Here is a 15,991-nt window from a genome sequence, read left to right as displayed (position 1 = left end):
AAACGTTGTTCACCTTATCTTACCTGCTATGAAATTACTCTACCTGCCGCTAATTGCGTTTTTGCTGATATCTCCATCACCATCTGACGCAGTAGACACTGTTGCCCAACTAATAGGCAAAGGTGCCGTGCATGAACTAGCCAAGCTTTTCCCTGCCGAAGTTGAAATTGAAATGCCGGCAGCAGAGCCCGACACCTACTCCAAAGCGGCGGCTACGGCCATGTTAGAAAAATTCTTCGCGCAAAATAAACCTGTTGGCAGTAAATTGCTTCATAAAATAAATAACGGCAGCGCTTACAATTTTGGCGTTGTTATTTTGTCGACAGCTAAGGGGCCTTACCGTGTGGCTTTTAATCTGAAGAATGAAAACAACACCATGCAATTAATTAAATTGCGTATAGAGGCCGAAAAAGTTAAATAGACAGGCTGTATCTTTATTGTTATCCTATTTAAAAAAATTAAGGTGGCTGTAGCGAAACGAAGTTCACCCTCGTTTAATACCACGATAACTTATAATTTTACTATCATGAAACATTTAAAAACATTTAAAAATTTAGCGTTAGGGATAGCTGCGGTGTTACTGGCAGCAGGTTGTGCGAAGCAAAATAACGACCCTTCAGACCCTACATCAACTCTTGCGGTTTATCATGTATCGCCGGATGCGCCAAAACTTATCTTTAAATTGAACAGCAGCCTGTTAAATACCGATTCGGTAGGGTATGGTACTTACGGCTACTATGTTAACGCTTATTCAGGAAGCAGAGAGATATCCGCTTATCAGCGCGAAATTAAAAAAACCAATACCACTATAACATTGAAAGAGGGTTCCATATATTCAATATGGTTAACCGGCGCGTGGGCAACTTCTGAGTTTGTTATTTTAGAGGATAAGTTATCTAATCCTCCTGCAGGCAAGGCTAATGTAAGGTTTGTTAACATGAGCCCCGGCTCTCCGGCGCTTGACCTTGTAACCAGCACCGGCACCTCCGTTATAAGCAACACCGCGTACAAATCCGGCAGTGACTTTGGAGCTGTTGATGGTAACCAAAACTATAACTTCGTTATCCGCCAAAATGGTTCAACGGTTGATAAAGTTCTACTTCCTTCTGTAACCATACAGGCAGGCCGCATTTACACCATTGTAGCAAAAGGATTTTACACCGGTACAGGCGCCACAGCTTTAAGCGGCGATGTGCTTATAAATTACTAAGTAAGGCTGCTTTTTTTGCACTAAATAGGGGCCATGTTATGATATTTGCTTGTGCGAAATAAGGAGCTGACATTAGAAAAACTGATTGAGGGGTGTATAAAAAAGGATTTCAGGAGTGAAGAACTTTTGTACAAAACTTATTTTGGCTATCTATCAGGTGTGGCCTACAGGTATACTAAAGAACGCAATGAGTCTGTTGAGCTGATCAACGACTCATTCGTTCGTATCTTTAAAAAGTTGGATAGTTTCGCGTTTAACGGCCCGCCGGATGAAAAGCAGAAAGCTTTTAAAGGATGGATTGGCCGTATTACCGCCAACATTGCTATTGACCGCATACGCGCCAAGCGCTCCATTATATACCTGGAAGATATAACCAACGAAAGCAAGGCCGATATAGGTATAGAAGCACCCGACAGCCTGAGTTATAAGGACATTTTAGCGCTTATTGACTGCCTGCCCCAAGTACAACAGCTTATATTTAATATGCACGAAATTGAGGGATTCTCGCACGAGGAGATAGCCGTTAAGCTGAATGTTCCGGCAAGTACCAGCCGGGTATATTTAACCAGGGCAAAAGCAAAACTCGCGGCGCTTTATAACCGTAACGAACACGCACGATGAAGAACGAGCAAGATCTGTTTAACGAGATAGGTAACGTGCTGCATACTCACGAGGATGCTTACGTACCCGGCGCGTGGGAAGAATTTGTGAAAAAGAAGAAGCGTACGCGCGGCCTGGTATATATAAGGCTACTGGCCGCCGCAGCGGTATTATTATTCTTAGGTTACGCCGCGTGGCTTTTTGTACCTGTTAAACAAGATGGCGCAGAAGATCAGCAAACAAAGAATACTGCAAAACCACCCTACATCCATCCTAAAAATAGCCCGGGACACGACAGTTTGCTTGCTGAGCAACCTGTTGTGCCTCAAAAAGGCGATAACGGTGCCGCGACCGCCGCTTTACCGTTAACCACAACGCAACAACCTGCACCTATTGAACAAATACTACGGGAGAAAGCTGTTGTAAAAGCCTTGCCGCAGGTAAGTAAACCTGATGAATTTAAAAATCCTTCAGTTTCAGGTAACGTAGCCGAAGTGGTGAAGGTAAAAACAGACCCTGCTATCATCGCCGGTACAGTTACTCCATCAAAAAGCTCGCTTGATGCTGACGTTGCTATTACCTATGCGCCTGTTACTAATGCGCCGCCAACGGTAAATACTGAGCCTAAGCGGTATGAAAGGGGCACGCAAAGGCTCAATTATGACAGCCTTGCCAACCTGAATAAACCCAAACCGATTGATGTTGATGAGAAAAAGCATAAAAATTTAAGTTACGCGGTATTATTATCGCCATCAGTAGGGAACCAGAAAATGAATTTTGGTACCGGCGTAGAGGTAGCTTACAACATCAATAAAAACCTTTCTGTTAGCAGCGGTTTGTCCTATACTTATGTAAATGCATCATCAACTAGGGGGGGCGGCGGCCTTATGGACGCTTCGCCAAATTATAGCTTACAGGGATATAACACGTCATACAGTACAAAACCGGCAGCTGCATCTTCAACGTCTGCACAAACTTTACAGGGCGCAAAATTAGCCCTCTCTGGCCTTGAAATTCCCTTAAGTTTTCAATACAAAACAAAAAACGGATTTTATGTTAGTGCCGGGGTATCGGCCATGTCGGTAATTGCTAATGACCTGTCTTACAATTATCTTAACAACCGTGCTGTGAGTACCGTTTCGGCCAATGGCTTAGCTAATACCATAAGCGTTGTAACCGAGGAGATCACCGAGAAAAGTAGCGAAAAGTTAAGTGGCTATGTGGGCTTTTACACCCTTTCTGCCGGAAAGAAAATAAACTTTGGCCGTGGCAAACTAAATTTTGCCCCGTTTATAAAAGTTCCGTTTAGCCGCGTTTCTTCGCAGAATATTCAATTGATACACGGCGGCGTGCAGTTGGGTTTTGGATTTTAATAGCGAATTAAATAATACTACACTAAGGCTCCCGTCTTGAGAGAGGGATATAAATACCACCGTAACTTACTAATCATCAACCCAACACCACCCCTCGCGCCTTATCTTACTGCTGTAAATTGCCTGCATATAAAAAATGTTATTACTTTTGAGGCGTAAAAACCCCTGTACAATTGGATACCGAACTTTTAAAAAGGTTTATAACAAATGCCCTGGCCGAAGACGTTGGCGACGGCGACCATACGTCATTAGCAACCATACCCGCAGGCACGCAAGGTAAAGCTAAACTATTGGTTAAAGATGAAGGCGTAATAGCCGGAGTAGAGCTTGCCCTGCTGATATTTAACGAGGTTGACCCCGCTTTGAAGGTAGAGGTATTAATACCCGACGGGACGCTTGTTAAACCAAAAGATATAGTTTTATGGGTTACGGGCGACGCACAAAGCATACTAAAAGCAGAACGCCTTGTGCTTAACTGCATGCAACGCATGAGCGGCATTGCCACAAAAACCCGGCATATAGTTGACCTGCTTAAAGGAACCAATACCAAAGTATTAGATACCCGCAAAACAACGCCGGGCATGCGTTACCTTGAAAAATGGGCGGTGCGTATTGGCGGCGGGGTTAATCATCGCTTTGGTTTGTATGATATGATCCTGATAAAAGACAACCATGTTGATTACTCGGGAGGTATTAGAAATGCCATTGAAAACACCCACCAATATTTATCTCAACAAAACAAAAAACTGGCTGTTGAAATTGAGGTGCGCAATCTGGATGAGTTGGAACAGGTATTAGCTACCGGCGGCATTAACAGGATATTGCTTGACAATTTTAATTTTGCAGAGCTTAAACAGGCCGTTGATATTATTGAGGGCCGGTATATAACCGAGGCATCCGGCGGAATAACGATCGATACCGTACGTGATTTTGCCAATTGTGGTGTTGATTATGTTTCTTTAGGCGAGCTAACGCACTCCGTAAAGAGCCTTGATCTGAGTTTGAAAGCCGCTTATTAGTAATTTTTATTGCAGCTGTAAATATTATATATATCAAAAAATATTGCGCAACCGCGCTAAATATTACTAAACTTGTTAAGTGTACTGATCGCCTTTAATTTGTTTTTTGAATGATAAATGTCAATTCTATTTCCGTACTTATTTTAGCCTATCTGTTTGGCTCTATTCCTACGGCGGTTTGGATAGGACAAGCTTTCTTTAATATAGACGTACGGGAGTATGGCAGCGGCAATGCAGGCGCAACAAACACCTTTAGGGTGTTGGGCAAAAAAGCCGGCATACCTGTAATGCTGCTTGATATTTTAAAAGGATGGACAGCCACTAACCTTGCCTATATGATAGGCCTTGCTACCACCGGGCCGGTTGGCTCACTCCCATTCACTAACTTTCAGCTTGCCTTGGGTATAGCCGCTGTTATGGGGCATCTGTTTCCTGTTTTTGCAGGCTTTCGCGGTGGCAAGGGCATTGCCACCTTGTTTGGTATGATACTGGCTGTTAACCTTCCCTCGGCCCTGCTTTGCGTATCGGTTTTCATAGCCGTTTTACTTATCACGCGTTATGTATCATTAGGTTCAATAATGGCAGGCTTTATGTATCCCATCGGCGTTACTTTTATTTTCCCTACCTATATAAAATCAGTTATTATATACGGCATGTGCATGTGCGTTTTAATACTGGTTACCCATCAAAAAAACATTGAGCGCCTTATCAGGGGCAAAGAATCAAAAGTTAATTTCTTTAAGAAAAAAGAAGTTTAATTTCCCAATCAAACATTCTGTATTTTATTGAGTTAATAGTGAAATTAACATCTATTTTTTAGTGATTTTTATCCTATGAAACTATCAAAATTTATCCTTGCCCTCCTAACCGTCACTTTTATTTACTCCTGTTCAACCGTGCCGTTAACAGGGCGCAGGCAATTAAGCCTGGTAGACGATTCGCAAATAAATCAGGCAGCTGCAGCCAGTTACCAGCAATTACTGTCTGATCCTAAAACCAAAGTGATCAGCACCAACAGTGCAGATGCACAGCGTGTAAAGCGCGTTGGGCAACAATTAGCCGTGGCTATTGAAAAATACCTTAATCAAAATGGTTATGCTAACCAGTACCAGTTTGCCTGGGAGTTTAACTTAATACAAAGCGAGGAAGTAAATGCATGGTGCATGCCGGGTGGCAAAGTGGCCATTTATAGCGGCATATTGCCCGTAACACAAAACGACGCGGGCCTTGCGGTAGTTATGGGGCACGAAATTGCGCACGCCATAGCCAGACACTCTGCCGAGCGTATGTCTCAGGAGTTGGCAGCACAGGCAGGCGGCAGCATAGTAGGCGCTGCTACCAACAATAAATCATCTGCCAATATAATAAACGCGCTGTATGGCGTTGGCGGTCAGCTGGCTTTATTAAAATATGGCCGCGACCAGGAAACAGAAGCCGACCGTTTAGGCTTAACTTTTATGGCGATGGCCGGTTACGACCCAAATACCGCGGTTACCTTTTGGCAACGCATGGCGTCGCAAAAAAACGGTCAGTCGCAGCCAGAGTTTTTAAGTACTCACCCTGCTGATGCAACCCGTATAGCTAACATTCAAAAAGCGATACCCGAGGCTATGAAATATTATAAGAAGTAATTTATTAGCAAGCAGCACACAACAAAAAGCCGTTAAAGCCATTGCTTTAGCGGCTTTTTTGTTGTTCAGATGTGTTCGGAAGAAATTATGTCCGCCAAAACTCCCCTCTTGAGAGGGGGTGCGTAAGGAAGCGCTATGGCGGGGGTGTGTATAGCACACGTAAAACACACCCTACACCCCTCTCAAGAGGCGAATCGCGCCACCCCACCGCTTTTTTTAATCTTTCTAACACTCGCAATTTAAATCCGAATCAGCAGGTCAGAAAATCCGGCAGGTATATTTGCGCATTTAATAAATTGCAAATTGTTGTACCTTAGCCTGCTATAGCGTTTATGAAAAAATACCTTTTTCTGATCCTGGTTCTTTCGCTTAGCGCATTTTCATGTAAAAAATGGATCGACGCGACGGCTGTACCACCTGGTACCCCACCGGGTGCACCACCTGATGTAACAACACAGGAAATATTCAGCCAGGTATATAATGTAGGTACCGGAAAGGGTAATCTTACTATAGACGGCAACTCGGCAACCTATGTAGAAAACTCGCTAATTGTAATTACCGCCGGCACGTATGGCACAATCAATATAAAAAACATTAATCCCCAAACAAAGATCACCATAAAAAACGGCGATGGTATTGTCGAGATGGATGGGGGTAATTATGCAGGTGGCACTAAAAACCTGGGTGCAGGTTTAAATTACAGCAATTGCAGCAACCTGGTGATAAGCGGCAATGGGTCAAAAGACGAATTTGGCTTTTATATACATGATAACCTTTACCGCCCCACATCCATATCGGGCACCAATAAAAATGTAACGCTGCAATATTTTTCGTACAAAAACATTGGCGACTACCCCATAGCACTAAACGCTGGTGGCACTGTGTGGAATGGCACCGATGCTTCCATTAAAAACATGGGCCTTAAATTTTTACGCAACAAGTTTGACAATTGCGACGGAACTACCCAATTAGGCGGGCAGGTTACAACTACCGGGGTTACCGACCTAAGCAAAAACATTGAGTTTGGATATAACCAATGGACCAATTGCAACGCGGGCCACCTGGTATTTGCAGGCGCTGCTGATGCCATGAGCATACACGATAATACTTTTACCAATATTAACCCTACCAATAACAATGACAATGGCTTTTTCCTTGTTATTGGCAACACCAACTTTTACCGCAATTACGCTAAAAACTATCAGGGGCACATGATAAGGTTGTGGTCGTTAAGTTTTGGCGCTACCCCTGCAAATTGTTTAATATATAATAACATTGCCTTGGGGTCGCGTAAGTACAGCCCTTTTGAGTGGCAATCAACCATGGGCCTTAACGTGGCTGCCGCGCCTAACACCACTTACGTAAACATAAAGCTTATTAATAATACCGCGGGCGACCTGAACTACGAACATGATGCCGGATTTGGCGCTTGCTTGGTTGATAACTATGTTATGCCTGCCGGGTCTACCCAGGAGGTATATAACAACATGCTGTTTAATACCTATACACCATCGGGAATACAACACCGCATATTTCAATTTTCTGATGCAACCATACAGGCCAAAGCAGTGGCCAATAAAAATATTTATTATGGTGATGACGCGGCCGCGGGCTTTAACAAAACCATTTTGATTTTGACAAATAGTTCAGCAGCTAAAAATAAAGGGCTGGCAGGGCACTTAATAGATCTGCTGGATTACAATAAACTGCCTTTTAACGTGTTAGCACCTTCAATTGGGGCCGTGCAGTAACGGAACTTCCTATGTTAACCTTTCGTTCCGGCACACTCTGCTGAAAGGCACCATGCGGAGCAAAATGCTATACTCCTGAATTTAAATGAGAGAATGTGGGGAGCACCTACGGAGCTCAGATTGCTTTAAATTATACTCTATAAACAGGTAGCCCCGCTGGGGCAATACAAATTACCCTTCCTCGTAACGGAACATTGGTGGTACATGCTGCGTATAACACCTGGCTGCGTTTAAATAAAGCAGTAATTTTTAACCACTTATCTTACAATTTACACAATGAAAAAGTACCTTTTTCTGATCATGTTTTTTATAGCAGGCACTGCTTTTTCATGTAAAAAACTGAATGATATAGCAGACGCGACAAGTACTACAATACTTGAAAGCTATAGCAAAACTTATAATGTTGGTGCCGGTACAGGCAATTTAACCATTGACGGAAACTCCACTGCTTATGAAGACAATGCGCTTATTGTAATTGCACCCGGCGTATACGGCACCATAAATATTCAGAACATCAACCCCGCAACAAAGATCACTATAAAAAACGGCAAGGGTATTGTTGCCATGGATGGTTGCAATTATGCGGGCGGAAATGAAAACATTTATGCCGGATTGAATTATACCAACTGTAGCAATTTGCTGATAAGCGGAAACGGATCAAAAGATGATTTTGGTTTTTACATCCATGATAATCGTTACCGCCCTACTTCCATAGCAGGTACCAATAAAAATGTAACCTTGCAATACTTTTCCTACAAAAACATTGGCGATTACCCAATGATTGTATACGGCAGCAACACCATGTGGGACGGAACAGACGCGTCTGTCAAAAACATGGGCCTTAAGTTTTTGCGGAATAAATTTGATGCTTGCAACGGCACCATCCAGTTAACGGGCCAGGTAACAACAACCCAGGTTACCGACCTGACTAAAAACATTGAATTTGCTTATAACCAATGGACAAATTGCGATGCGGGCGACCTGGTATTTGCAGGCGCTACAGATGCCATGAGCATACATGATAACGCTTTTACCAACATTAACGCTACTAATAATAACGATAATGGCTTGTTCCATATAATAGGCAATACCAACTTTTACCGTAATTACGCTAAAAGCTACCAGGGGCACATGATAAGGCTATGGTCTTTAAGTTTTGGTGCTACGCCTGCTAATTGTTTAATATATAATAACATTGCCATAGGATCGCGCAAGTATAGTCCGTTTGAGTGGCAATCAACCGAAGGGTTGAATGTAGCTGCGGCCCCTAACACCACTTACGTAAACATTAAGCTCAGCAACAATACCGCAGGCGAGCTTAACTACCAACAAGACAGCGGATTTGGTGCTTGCCTGGTTGATAATTATGCCATGCCTGCGGGGTCTACCCAGGAAGTGTATAACAATATGTTATATAACACTTTTACAGCAACAGGCATACCGCATCGCATTTTTCAATTTTCAGACGCGGCTTTGCAGGCACAAGCAGTGGCTAACAAGAATATTTATTATGCCGATGCTACAGCTGCGGGCTTTAACCCAACCACTTTAAAATTAACAAACAAATCCGCAGCTAAAAACAAAGGCCTGAGCGGGCATTTAATTGACCCCTTAGATTTTAATAAACTGCCATTTAATACGGCAACGCCATCCATCGGTGCAGTGCAATAATGCGATGTAAAACAGAAACTATTTAAAAAAATACTTGTTATTAATTTTATAAACCCAATATTATGAAATCTATAACCATCCCCGGCGACCCACATACTGTAACTGCTGTTATGGTAAATCAAACAGAAGAATTCCATGACCACGAAGTTGTTCAACTCGTTTCATCAGACGGGTTACACACGGTAGAAAAAAAGATCTTTCGTGTAGTAGATGGCGGCGAAGATCAGTGGGAACTGCAGTTTGAATAACGGCTAAAATCCGCCCCATGGGTGAGACAAAAAATCATTATTTTTCAACGCGTTGACTACAAGTAAATTACAAGCAATCTACAGCTAATTTCCCTGACGAATAAGTTGTCTCACTTTGTCCCACGCTAAACAAAAAAACTACTCATTGTCAACCACTTAGCAAAAATCCTGTCCCACCTTGTCCCGCTTTGTCTCACACTAACGTGGGACAAAACCTATACTAAAGGTAGCTGTTCAACGCATCCCTTACCCTGCCCAGGTACCCTGCGCCAAACAGGTTAAGATGCACCAGCAGCGGGTACAGGTTCCACAGGTCCATGCGCTGTTCCCAGCCCTTCGCTAATGGAAAAGCTTCATTATAACTGTCGTAAAACTCGTTGCTAAACCCCCCGAAAAGGGTGGTCATGGCCACATCAACCTCGCGGTTGCCATAGTACACGGCAGGGTCTATTAAGTATGGTTCGTCGGCAGGTGTGGTAAGGTAATTGCCGCTCCAAAGGTCGCCATGCAACAGTGCGGGCGCTTCCTCGTCAAACAGCTCAGGCAGTTTGGCATATAGCTTTTCAAAGCTGCCGGCATCGGCGTATTCAAGCATGCGCTTATCAACCGCCCGGCTTACCATGGGCTGCAGGCGTTCCTGTATAAAGAAATCGCTCCACCTGGCGTGCCTGCTGTTGGTTTGCGGCAAAGAGCCTATATAATTATCATGGTCAAGGCCAAACTCGCTGGTGGTATTGCGGTGTATCTGCGCCAGTTGTCCTCCCAAAGCCTGTGTGGCTTGCACCGAGCCGCGCCTGGCATCAATCCACTCCAGCAGCAGAAAGCTTTCGTTACCTGCACTGCCTTGTAATACAATAACAGGCACTTTAACGGTGTTGGTTTGTGTAAGCAGCACAAGGCCCTTTGCCTCGGCCTCAAACATGCCCGGATACAGCGCCTTATGGTTTACCTTAAGAAAGTATTTGCCACGTGTTGTTTGCAACTCGTAAGCTATATTAATGCTGCCGCCGCTTACAAAACGCGAGCTTGTAATGGTATCAGCAAGGTGATCCTCAATTATAGATGTAATACCCTTGGATGGTGTCATGGGGTCAAATTAGCTAAAACTAAAGTAGCTTACAAATATCGCTTAAAAAAGCTATTTTTGCCGCTGAATGAAGCACATACGCAATTTTTGTATAATAGCACATATTGACCACGGTAAGAGTACCCTTGCCGATAGGTTATTAGAATATACCAACACCATTACCCAGCGCGAAAGTCAGGCGCAACTGCTTGACGATATGGACCTTGAGCGCGAACGCGGCATTACCATAAAAAGCCATGCCATACAAATGGATTACGAGCTTGACGGCCAGAAATATGTTCTGAACCTGATAGACACCCCCGGCCACGTTGACTTTAGCTACGAGGTATCGCGGTCTATTGCCGCCTGCGAAGGTGCACTGCTGATTGTAGATGCCGCGCAGGGGATACAGGCGCAAACCATCTCTAACCTGTACCTGGCTTTAGAGAACGACCTGGAGATCATCCCGGTATTGAATAAAATGGACCTACCCGGTGCAATGCCCGAGGAAGTTAAGGACCAGATTGTTGATCTGATAGGCTGTAAACGCGAAGAAATATTAGCGGCATCAGGCAAAACAGGTTTAGGCGTGCATGATATTTTACGAGCGATTGTAGAACGTGTACCGGCCCCGGTTGGCGATCCCGAAGCACCACTACAAGCCTTGATATTCGACTCGGTGTTTAACTCATTTAGAGGTATAATTGCGTATTTTAAGGTTGTTAACGGCGAGATACGCAAGGGCGACAAAGTAAAATTTGTGGCTACAGAACGCGAGTATTTTGCCGACGAGATTGGTACGCTGAAACTTAAACAACTACCCAAAGACGTTATTAAAACCGGCGATGTAGGCTACATTATATCCGGCATAAAAGAGGCCCGTGAAGTAAAGGTAGGTGATACAATTACTACCATAGATCGCCCTTGTGCAGAGGGGATACAAGGCTTTGAAGAGGTAAAGCCTATGGTATTTGCGGGCATTTACCCGGTTGATACCGAAGATTTTGAAGAGCTGCGCGAAAGCATGGCAAAACTGCAATTGAACGATGCTTCACTGGTATTTGAGCCGGAATCATCAGCAGCTTTAGGCTTTGGCTTCCGTTGCGGTTTCCTGGGCATGCTGCACATGGAGATCATCCAGGAGCGTTTGGAGCGTGAGTTTAACATGACGGTGATCACCACCGTTCCCAACGTGTCTTACCTGGCTTATAGTACCCGCGGTGAAGAGCTGGTGGTTAATAACCCCTCAGACCTGCCCGATCCAAGCAAGATAGACCGTGTTGAAGAACCTTACATAAAAGCTACTATCATCACCAAAGCCGATTTTGTGGGGCCGGTTATGTCATTGTGTATACAAAAGCGCGGTATGATAACCAATCAGTCGTATCTTACTTCTGATCGTGTGGAGTTGGCTTTTGAAATGCCAATGGGCGAAATTGTATTTGACTTTTATGATAAGCTAAAAACCATATCAAAAGGTTATGCATCTTTTGATTATCATCAGATTGGTTACCGGGCGTCTGACCTGGTGCGTTTGGATATCCGCCTTAACGCTGAGCCGGTTGACGCGTTATCATCATTGATACACCGAAGCAATGCTTACGATTTTGGTAAAAAGATTTGCGAGAAACTGAAAGAGCTACTGCCTCGTCAGCAATTCGAAATCATTATACAGGCATCCATAGGTGCCAAAATTATAGCCCGCGAAACAGTGAAGGCAATGCGTAAAGACGTTACCGCCAAATGTTATGGTGGTGATATATCGCGTAAGCGTAAACTGTTAGAAAAACAAAAGGCCGGTAAAAAACGCATGCGCCAGGTAGGTAACGTAGAGATACCACAAAGCGCGTTTATGGCGGTGCTGAAATTGGATTAATCCACCGTTAACATGAGAAAGTATCTACAAATTAGTTTTTGGACTTTTACAGGTACTCGACAAATTATCGATTTGGGACCAACTTGTGGCGAATGGATAATTTACAATGGAAAAAGGCCCGTATATCACATAGATACTTTTGATAACGCACCATCCAATAAACTTATCAATTCGTTATTATCTAACGGAAAAGAAACAATTGAGGGTGTTGTTGAAAAAATTAATATCAAAAATGGGACTAGGCTATCCTTTGGTAAGGGTTATCCTTCAATTCTAATAAATAAAAAAGAGGAAACTATTAGTTTAGACCTAAGACCATTGCCAATGGAGTTCTTAACAAATATATCATAATGCAGCTTTTAGACGGTAAATACGTATCAGAAAAACTTAAGGTTGAAATAGCCGAAGAAGCGGCTCAAATACTGGCCGAAACCGGCCGTAAACCACATTTGGTAGCCGTTTTGGTCGGCCACGATGGCGGCAGCGAAACCTATGTAGCCAGCAAGATGAAGAACTGCGAAAAGGTGGGCTTCAAATCAAGCCTGGTACGTTATGAAAGCGATGTTACTGAAGAAGAACTGCTGAAGAAAGTGGAGGAGCTAAATGCGGATGCAGATATTGATGGCATCATCGTTCAGCTACCACTCCCAAAACACATCGATCCCGAGAAAGTAACTGAGCGTATTGATCACCGCAAGGATGTGGATGGCTTCCACCCTATTAATCTGGGCCGGATGCAGCGCAATTTGCCTTCATTTATCCCTGCTACTCCCTATGGTATCACATTGATGCTTAAAGAATATGGTATTGAAACTGCCGGCAAGCATTGCGTAGTGGTTGGCCGCAGCAACATTGTGGGCTCGCCTATGAGCATTTTGATGGCGCGCAATACTACTCCGGGTAACTGCACAGTAACTATTTGCCACAGCCGCACACCAGATATTAAAGCGATGACGCTGCAGGGCGATATACTGATCGTAGCCATAGGGAAAAAGAACTTTATTACAGCCGATATGGTGAAAGAAGGTGCCGTGGTTATTGACGTGGGCATGAACCGCGAAACATCAACAACTACAAAATCAGGTTTTAAACTTTATGGTGATGTTGATTTTGATAATGTAGCTCCAAAAGCATCATGGATAACTCCGGTACCCGGAGGTGTTGGGTTGATGACTATTATTGGGCTGTTGAAGAATACTTTGGCTTCGGCTAAGAAGGAAGTATATCAATAGTACTTACATTGTCATTGCGAGGAACGAAGCAAGCGCGAACATTGCATTAACGCTTTTCTCCTTGCGATTGCTTCGTTCCTCGCAATGACAACCGTTTTAATTCGTATTCAAAATCAGCCTCGGTTCATCATATTCAATCATCCGGTTACGTTCTGTTTCGGGTATTGAGATTGACTTTTTAGCCGAATAATCATAGCAAATACATACCGTTTTACCTGTGGTGCAGATCTCATCTCCCGCCGCTGTATGTTTAACCAGCACATGCATCATATCAAAACTGCTGTTGCCTATCCTTACAACGCGCACGTAACAGGTTACTTTGTCAAACAGCGTTACTTGCTTAAGATAGTTGATCTCTGATCTCCCCACTATAATGCCGCATTTATCAAAATCCCATCCAATGGTATCTTTCCAGTAATGAAAGCGGGTATCCTCAAAGTACGTTAAATAAACGGCGTTGTTTACGTGGCCAACAGCATCTATATCAGAGAAACGGATGGCTATAGGTAAACTGAACTTATATTCTGATAATTTTTCAGGCATTTTATGTCAATATGTCTGCACGATTTGGGTTTTAAGCGACAAATTGTCGTTTACCTCAATAAATCAGGCATTGGTACGAGTGTTGAACAATAGCTTACGAAAATAATAAAAAGAAAATTTAGGAGGATATAAAAATGACTTTAGTAAAATTTGGCAAAGAACACAAGAACGGATTGGTAAACCCTTTTTTTAATGACGTTTACTCATTGTTAAACGACTCGTTCCTTAACGAAAGAATTGCCACTGTAGTACCTGCGGCTAATATTGCCGAAAATGAAAATGCATTTGAAATTGCATTGGCCATTCCGGGCTTGAAAAAAGAAGATATTAAGATCAACCTTGAGAAAAATGTATTGAGCGTTTCGGCAGAAAAGAAAACTGAAACAACTGATGAAAATAAAAAATTCAGCAAACGCGAATACAACTTCAACGGCTTCAGCAGGTCGTTTACCTTGCCGCAAAGCGCTGACGTAAGTAAAATTGAAGCTGAGTATGTTGATGGTATTTTAACCCTTAACATAGCCAAAAAAGAAGAAGCAAAGTTTCAATCAAGAGAGATCACTTTAAAATAATATTTCGGAGCAACCTCAAATCCGGCAGTGCAGATTGAATGATGCGGAACGGAGCCGGGCTTGGGTTACCGAAATTCAAGATAGTTTTCATAAGTAAGTTGGTTTAGTTTGAGGGGTCGTCCATTTGTGGGCGGCCTTTCTTTTTTTGATCTGAATTTCCCTAAAATATCAGTTACATCATTTTATCTAAGCGCAGGTTTGCTATTTTAGCGGCATGCGCGTTTTCACTACCGGGATGCCCCGTTTGTTTTGGTTCTGCCTGTTATTTTTAACTGTAACAGTTGCAGCATGTAAGCTTGATAAACCAACAGACCGCAACCGCATATCTTTTAAAAGCGTGGCGGGCGTTAATTATATTGAAGTAAAACGCCGCTTTGGCGATGGCCTGTCTGTAAGCAAGTATGGCTATGGCCTTACCCCTTCGTGGAAATTGTCTTTTTATTCGGATGACTCTGCAAAGGTGTTCAGTCCGGATGCGAATGCGTTTTTGGGCTTTCATGTTACGCTTGATCACGATTCACTTTTTCATGTGGCACGCGCATGGTTCAGAGCGAAAAAAATTACTAAGGACAGCCTTGTTTTGCAGGTTATGAAAGTGCAATCCAAAGTAATTTACCTGGACAAGTCGCAGGTTTTTTTAACCTTATATTCAGACAAATATATACGCGATGTACTACATACTGTACCGCAAGCATTAATGGCTAAAACCCGTGCCGATACTTTGTTTATTAAGCACCGCGTTGCGCAGGTTAATACCAACCCTGACAGCGGCTTTATTGCCACTAATTCGCCTGTGTTTATCAGCAGAACACCATTGGCCACAGTAAAGAAAATTGAGGTGAAAGCAAGTGTAATGAACAATTATGATAATTACGATCTGCCTAAATACGATATCACTATCAAAAATAAATACAAGAATTTTAGCTACCCTGAGCTGGTAGTTGTGATAGATTATAAAGGGAAGATAAATTACTTATACTCTATGTGGGCACTCCCCGACGGAGGCAACGAAACTATAAAGGTTATTTTAGATAACTATGTAAAAACTTATTTTAACATAACGCCCGGCAATACCTTTGGCATTAACCATAACAGTTATGCTTATATAAATTTGAAGGGGGTGCTTGAAGATTAGAGACTAGTTGACTTGAGATTAGTTGATTAGTTCTTAAATCATTAAGTTGCCTAATCTCTATTCA

General features: G+C 43.0%; 17 protein-coding genes. 15 read left to right on the top strand and 2 right to left on the bottom strand.

Going from position 1 to position 15,991, the window contains the following annotated elements; all coding sequences use genetic code 11:
• Positions 1 to 28 precede the first annotated feature (28 nt).
• The 10 genes from ACFQZS_RS06500 to ACFQZS_RS06455 all read left to right on the top strand — a co-directional run bounded on the left by ACFQZS_RS06500 (position 29) and on the right by ACFQZS_RS06455 (position 9,503).
• Positions 29 to 421 carry a DUF4783 domain-containing protein gene (locus ACFQZS_RS06500; RefSeq protein ID WP_377098440.1) on the top strand — a complete coding sequence of 131 codons (393 nt, stop codon included), beginning with the start codon at positions 29 to 31 and terminating at the stop codon, positions 419 to 421.
• A 105-nt stretch (positions 422 to 526) separates the two neighbouring features.
• Complete coding sequence (locus ACFQZS_RS06495; protein WP_377098438.1) at positions 527 to 1,210, top strand: DUF4397 domain-containing protein; 684 nt, start codon at positions 527 to 529, stop codon at positions 1,208 to 1,210.
• A 51-nt stretch (positions 1,211 to 1,261) separates the two neighbouring features.
• Positions 1,262 to 1,831, top strand: coding sequence for an RNA polymerase sigma factor (locus ACFQZS_RS06490; protein WP_377098436.1), 570 nt, complete (start codon positions 1,262 to 1,264; stop codon positions 1,829 to 1,831).
• On the top strand, positions 1,828 to 3,183 hold the full coding sequence (locus tag ACFQZS_RS06485) for a hypothetical protein (protein ID WP_377098434.1): 1,356 nt from the start codon (positions 1,828 to 1,830) through the stop codon (positions 3,181 to 3,183). The genes ACFQZS_RS06490 and ACFQZS_RS06485 overlap by 4 nt, the downstream gene beginning before the upstream one ends.
• Positions 3,184 to 3,356: 173 nt before the next feature.
• Positions 3,357 to 4,202 carry a carboxylating nicotinate-nucleotide diphosphorylase gene (nadC, locus tag ACFQZS_RS06480; RefSeq protein WP_377098432.1) on the top strand — a complete coding sequence of 282 codons (846 nt, stop codon included), beginning with the start codon at positions 3,357 to 3,359 and terminating at the stop codon, positions 4,200 to 4,202.
• A gap of 110 nt (positions 4,203 to 4,312) precedes the next feature.
• Complete coding sequence (gene plsY / locus ACFQZS_RS06475; protein ID WP_377098430.1) at positions 4,313 to 4,960, top strand: glycerol-3-phosphate 1-O-acyltransferase PlsY; 648 nt, start codon at positions 4,313 to 4,315, stop codon at positions 4,958 to 4,960.
• A gap of 75 nt (positions 4,961 to 5,035) precedes the next feature.
• Complete coding sequence (locus ACFQZS_RS06470) at positions 5,036 to 5,833, top strand: M48 family metallopeptidase (RefSeq protein ID WP_377098428.1); 798 nt, start codon at positions 5,036 to 5,038, stop codon at positions 5,831 to 5,833.
• 332 nt (positions 5,834 to 6,165) lie between these two features.
• A complete protein-coding gene (locus ACFQZS_RS06465; protein WP_377098426.1) occupies positions 6,166 to 7,584 on the top strand; it encodes a hypothetical protein in 1,419 nt (472 codons plus the stop codon).
• A 276-nt stretch (positions 7,585 to 7,860) separates the two neighbouring features.
• Complete coding sequence (locus ACFQZS_RS06460) at positions 7,861 to 9,255, top strand: hypothetical protein (RefSeq protein ID WP_377098424.1); 1,395 nt, start codon at positions 7,861 to 7,863, stop codon at positions 9,253 to 9,255.
• A 62-nt stretch (positions 9,256 to 9,317) separates the two neighbouring features.
• Positions 9,318 to 9,503, top strand: coding sequence for a hypothetical protein (locus tag ACFQZS_RS06455; RefSeq protein WP_377098422.1), 186 nt, complete (start codon positions 9,318 to 9,320; stop codon positions 9,501 to 9,503).
• A gap of 220 nt (positions 9,504 to 9,723) precedes the next feature.
• Here the strand turns inward: ACFQZS_RS06455 and ACFQZS_RS06450 are convergent, their stop codons facing one another.
• Complete coding sequence (locus ACFQZS_RS06450; protein WP_377098420.1) at positions 9,724 to 10,590, bottom strand: fructosamine kinase family protein; 867 nt, start codon at positions 10,588 to 10,590, stop codon at positions 9,724 to 9,726.
• Between the two features lie 67 nt (positions 10,591 to 10,657).
• Here ACFQZS_RS06450 and lepA point away from each other — a divergent pair, with 67 nt between their 5' ends.
• From lepA to ACFQZS_RS06435, 3 genes are read left to right on the top strand one after another with little or no spacing between them, the layout of a single operon-like run.
• Positions 10,658 to 12,445 carry a translation elongation factor 4 gene (gene lepA, locus ACFQZS_RS06445; protein WP_377098418.1) on the top strand — a complete coding sequence of 596 codons (1,788 nt, stop codon included), beginning with the start codon at positions 10,658 to 10,660 and terminating at the stop codon, positions 12,443 to 12,445.
• 12 nt (positions 12,446 to 12,457) lie between these two features.
• On the top strand, positions 12,458 to 12,796 hold the full coding sequence (locus tag ACFQZS_RS06440; RefSeq protein ID WP_377098417.1) for a hypothetical protein: 339 nt from the start codon (positions 12,458 to 12,460) through the stop codon (positions 12,794 to 12,796).
• A complete protein-coding gene (locus ACFQZS_RS06435; protein ID WP_377098415.1) occupies positions 12,796 to 13,677 on the top strand; it encodes a bifunctional 5,10-methylenetetrahydrofolate dehydrogenase/5,10-methenyltetrahydrofolate cyclohydrolase in 882 nt (293 codons plus the stop codon). The genes ACFQZS_RS06440 and ACFQZS_RS06435 overlap by 1 nt, the downstream gene beginning before the upstream one ends.
• Positions 13,678 to 13,773: 96 nt before the next feature.
• On the opposite strand, the gene ACFQZS_RS06430 is transcribed toward ACFQZS_RS06435, so the two are convergent.
• Positions 13,774 to 14,220 (bottom strand): acyl-CoA thioesterase, encoded by a 447-nt coding sequence (locus ACFQZS_RS06430; protein ID WP_377098413.1) that lies wholly within the window; start codon positions 14,218 to 14,220, stop codon positions 13,774 to 13,776.
• A 134-nt stretch (positions 14,221 to 14,354) separates the two neighbouring features.
• Here ACFQZS_RS06430 and ACFQZS_RS06425 point away from each other — a divergent pair, with 134 nt between their 5' ends.
• Both ACFQZS_RS06425 and ACFQZS_RS06420 read left to right on the top strand, forming a co-directional pair.
• Positions 14,355 to 14,792, top strand: a complete 438-nt coding sequence (locus ACFQZS_RS06425; RefSeq protein WP_377098411.1) for an Hsp20/alpha crystallin family protein — start codon at positions 14,355 to 14,357, stop codon at positions 14,790 to 14,792.
• A gap of 214 nt (positions 14,793 to 15,006) precedes the next feature.
• On the top strand, positions 15,007 to 15,927 hold the full coding sequence (locus ACFQZS_RS06420; protein ID WP_377098409.1) for a hypothetical protein: 921 nt from the start codon (positions 15,007 to 15,009) through the stop codon (positions 15,925 to 15,927).
• Positions 15,928 to 15,991 lie beyond the last annotated feature (64 nt).

The sequence above is a fragment of the Mucilaginibacter calamicampi genome, from assembly GCF_042676765.1.
Classification (GTDB): domain Bacteria; phylum Bacteroidota; class Bacteroidia; order Sphingobacteriales; family Sphingobacteriaceae; genus Mucilaginibacter; species Mucilaginibacter calamicampi.
Note: the sequence above shows the minus strand (reverse complement) of the source record. Positions and strands in the feature narration are given on the sequence as shown.

What these genes read in the sequence shown, in the direction of transcription:
- ACFQZS_RS06500 (WP_377098440.1), top strand. Translation starts at nt 29, where the DNA reads ATGAAATTACTCTACCTGCCGCTAATTGCGTTTTTGCTGATATCTCCA.
- ACFQZS_RS06495 (WP_377098438.1), top strand. Translation starts at nt 527, where the DNA reads ATGAAACATTTAAAAACATTTAAAAATTTAGCGTTAGGGATAGCTGCG.
- ACFQZS_RS06485 (WP_377098434.1), top strand. Translation starts at nt 1,828, where the DNA reads ATGAAGAACGAGCAAGATCTGTTTAACGAGATAGGTAACGTGCTGCAT.
- plsY (WP_377098430.1), top strand. Translation starts at nt 4,313, where the DNA reads ATGATAAATGTCAATTCTATTTCCGTACTTATTTTAGCCTATCTGTTT.
- ACFQZS_RS06470 (WP_377098428.1), top strand. Translation starts at nt 5,036, where the DNA reads ATGAAACTATCAAAATTTATCCTTGCCCTCCTAACCGTCACTTTTATT.
- ACFQZS_RS06465 (WP_377098426.1), top strand. Translation starts at nt 6,166, where the DNA reads ATGAAAAAATACCTTTTTCTGATCCTGGTTCTTTCGCTTAGCGCATTT.
- ACFQZS_RS06460 (WP_377098424.1), top strand. Translation starts at nt 7,861, where the DNA reads ATGAAAAAGTACCTTTTTCTGATCATGTTTTTTATAGCAGGCACTGCT.
- ACFQZS_RS06455 (WP_377098422.1), top strand. Translation starts at nt 9,318, where the DNA reads ATGAAATCTATAACCATCCCCGGCGACCCACATACTGTAACTGCTGTT.
- ACFQZS_RS06450 (WP_377098420.1), bottom strand. Translation starts at nt 10,590, where the DNA reads ATGACACCATCCAAGGGTATTACATCTATAATTGAGGATCACCTTGCT.
- lepA (WP_377098418.1), top strand. Translation starts at nt 10,658, where the DNA reads ATGAAGCACATACGCAATTTTTGTATAATAGCACATATTGACCACGGT.
- ACFQZS_RS06440 (WP_377098417.1), top strand. Translation starts at nt 12,458, where the DNA reads ATGAGAAAGTATCTACAAATTAGTTTTTGGACTTTTACAGGTACTCGA.
- ACFQZS_RS06435 (WP_377098415.1), top strand. Translation starts at nt 12,796, where the DNA reads ATGCAGCTTTTAGACGGTAAATACGTATCAGAAAAACTTAAGGTTGAA.
- ACFQZS_RS06430 (WP_377098413.1), bottom strand. Translation starts at nt 14,220, where the DNA reads ATGCCTGAAAAATTATCAGAATATAAGTTCAGTTTACCTATAGCCATC.
- ACFQZS_RS06425 (WP_377098411.1), top strand. Translation starts at nt 14,355, where the DNA reads ATGACTTTAGTAAAATTTGGCAAAGAACACAAGAACGGATTGGTAAAC.
- ACFQZS_RS06420 (WP_377098409.1), top strand. Translation starts at nt 15,007, where the DNA reads ATGCGCGTTTTCACTACCGGGATGCCCCGTTTGTTTTGGTTCTGCCTG.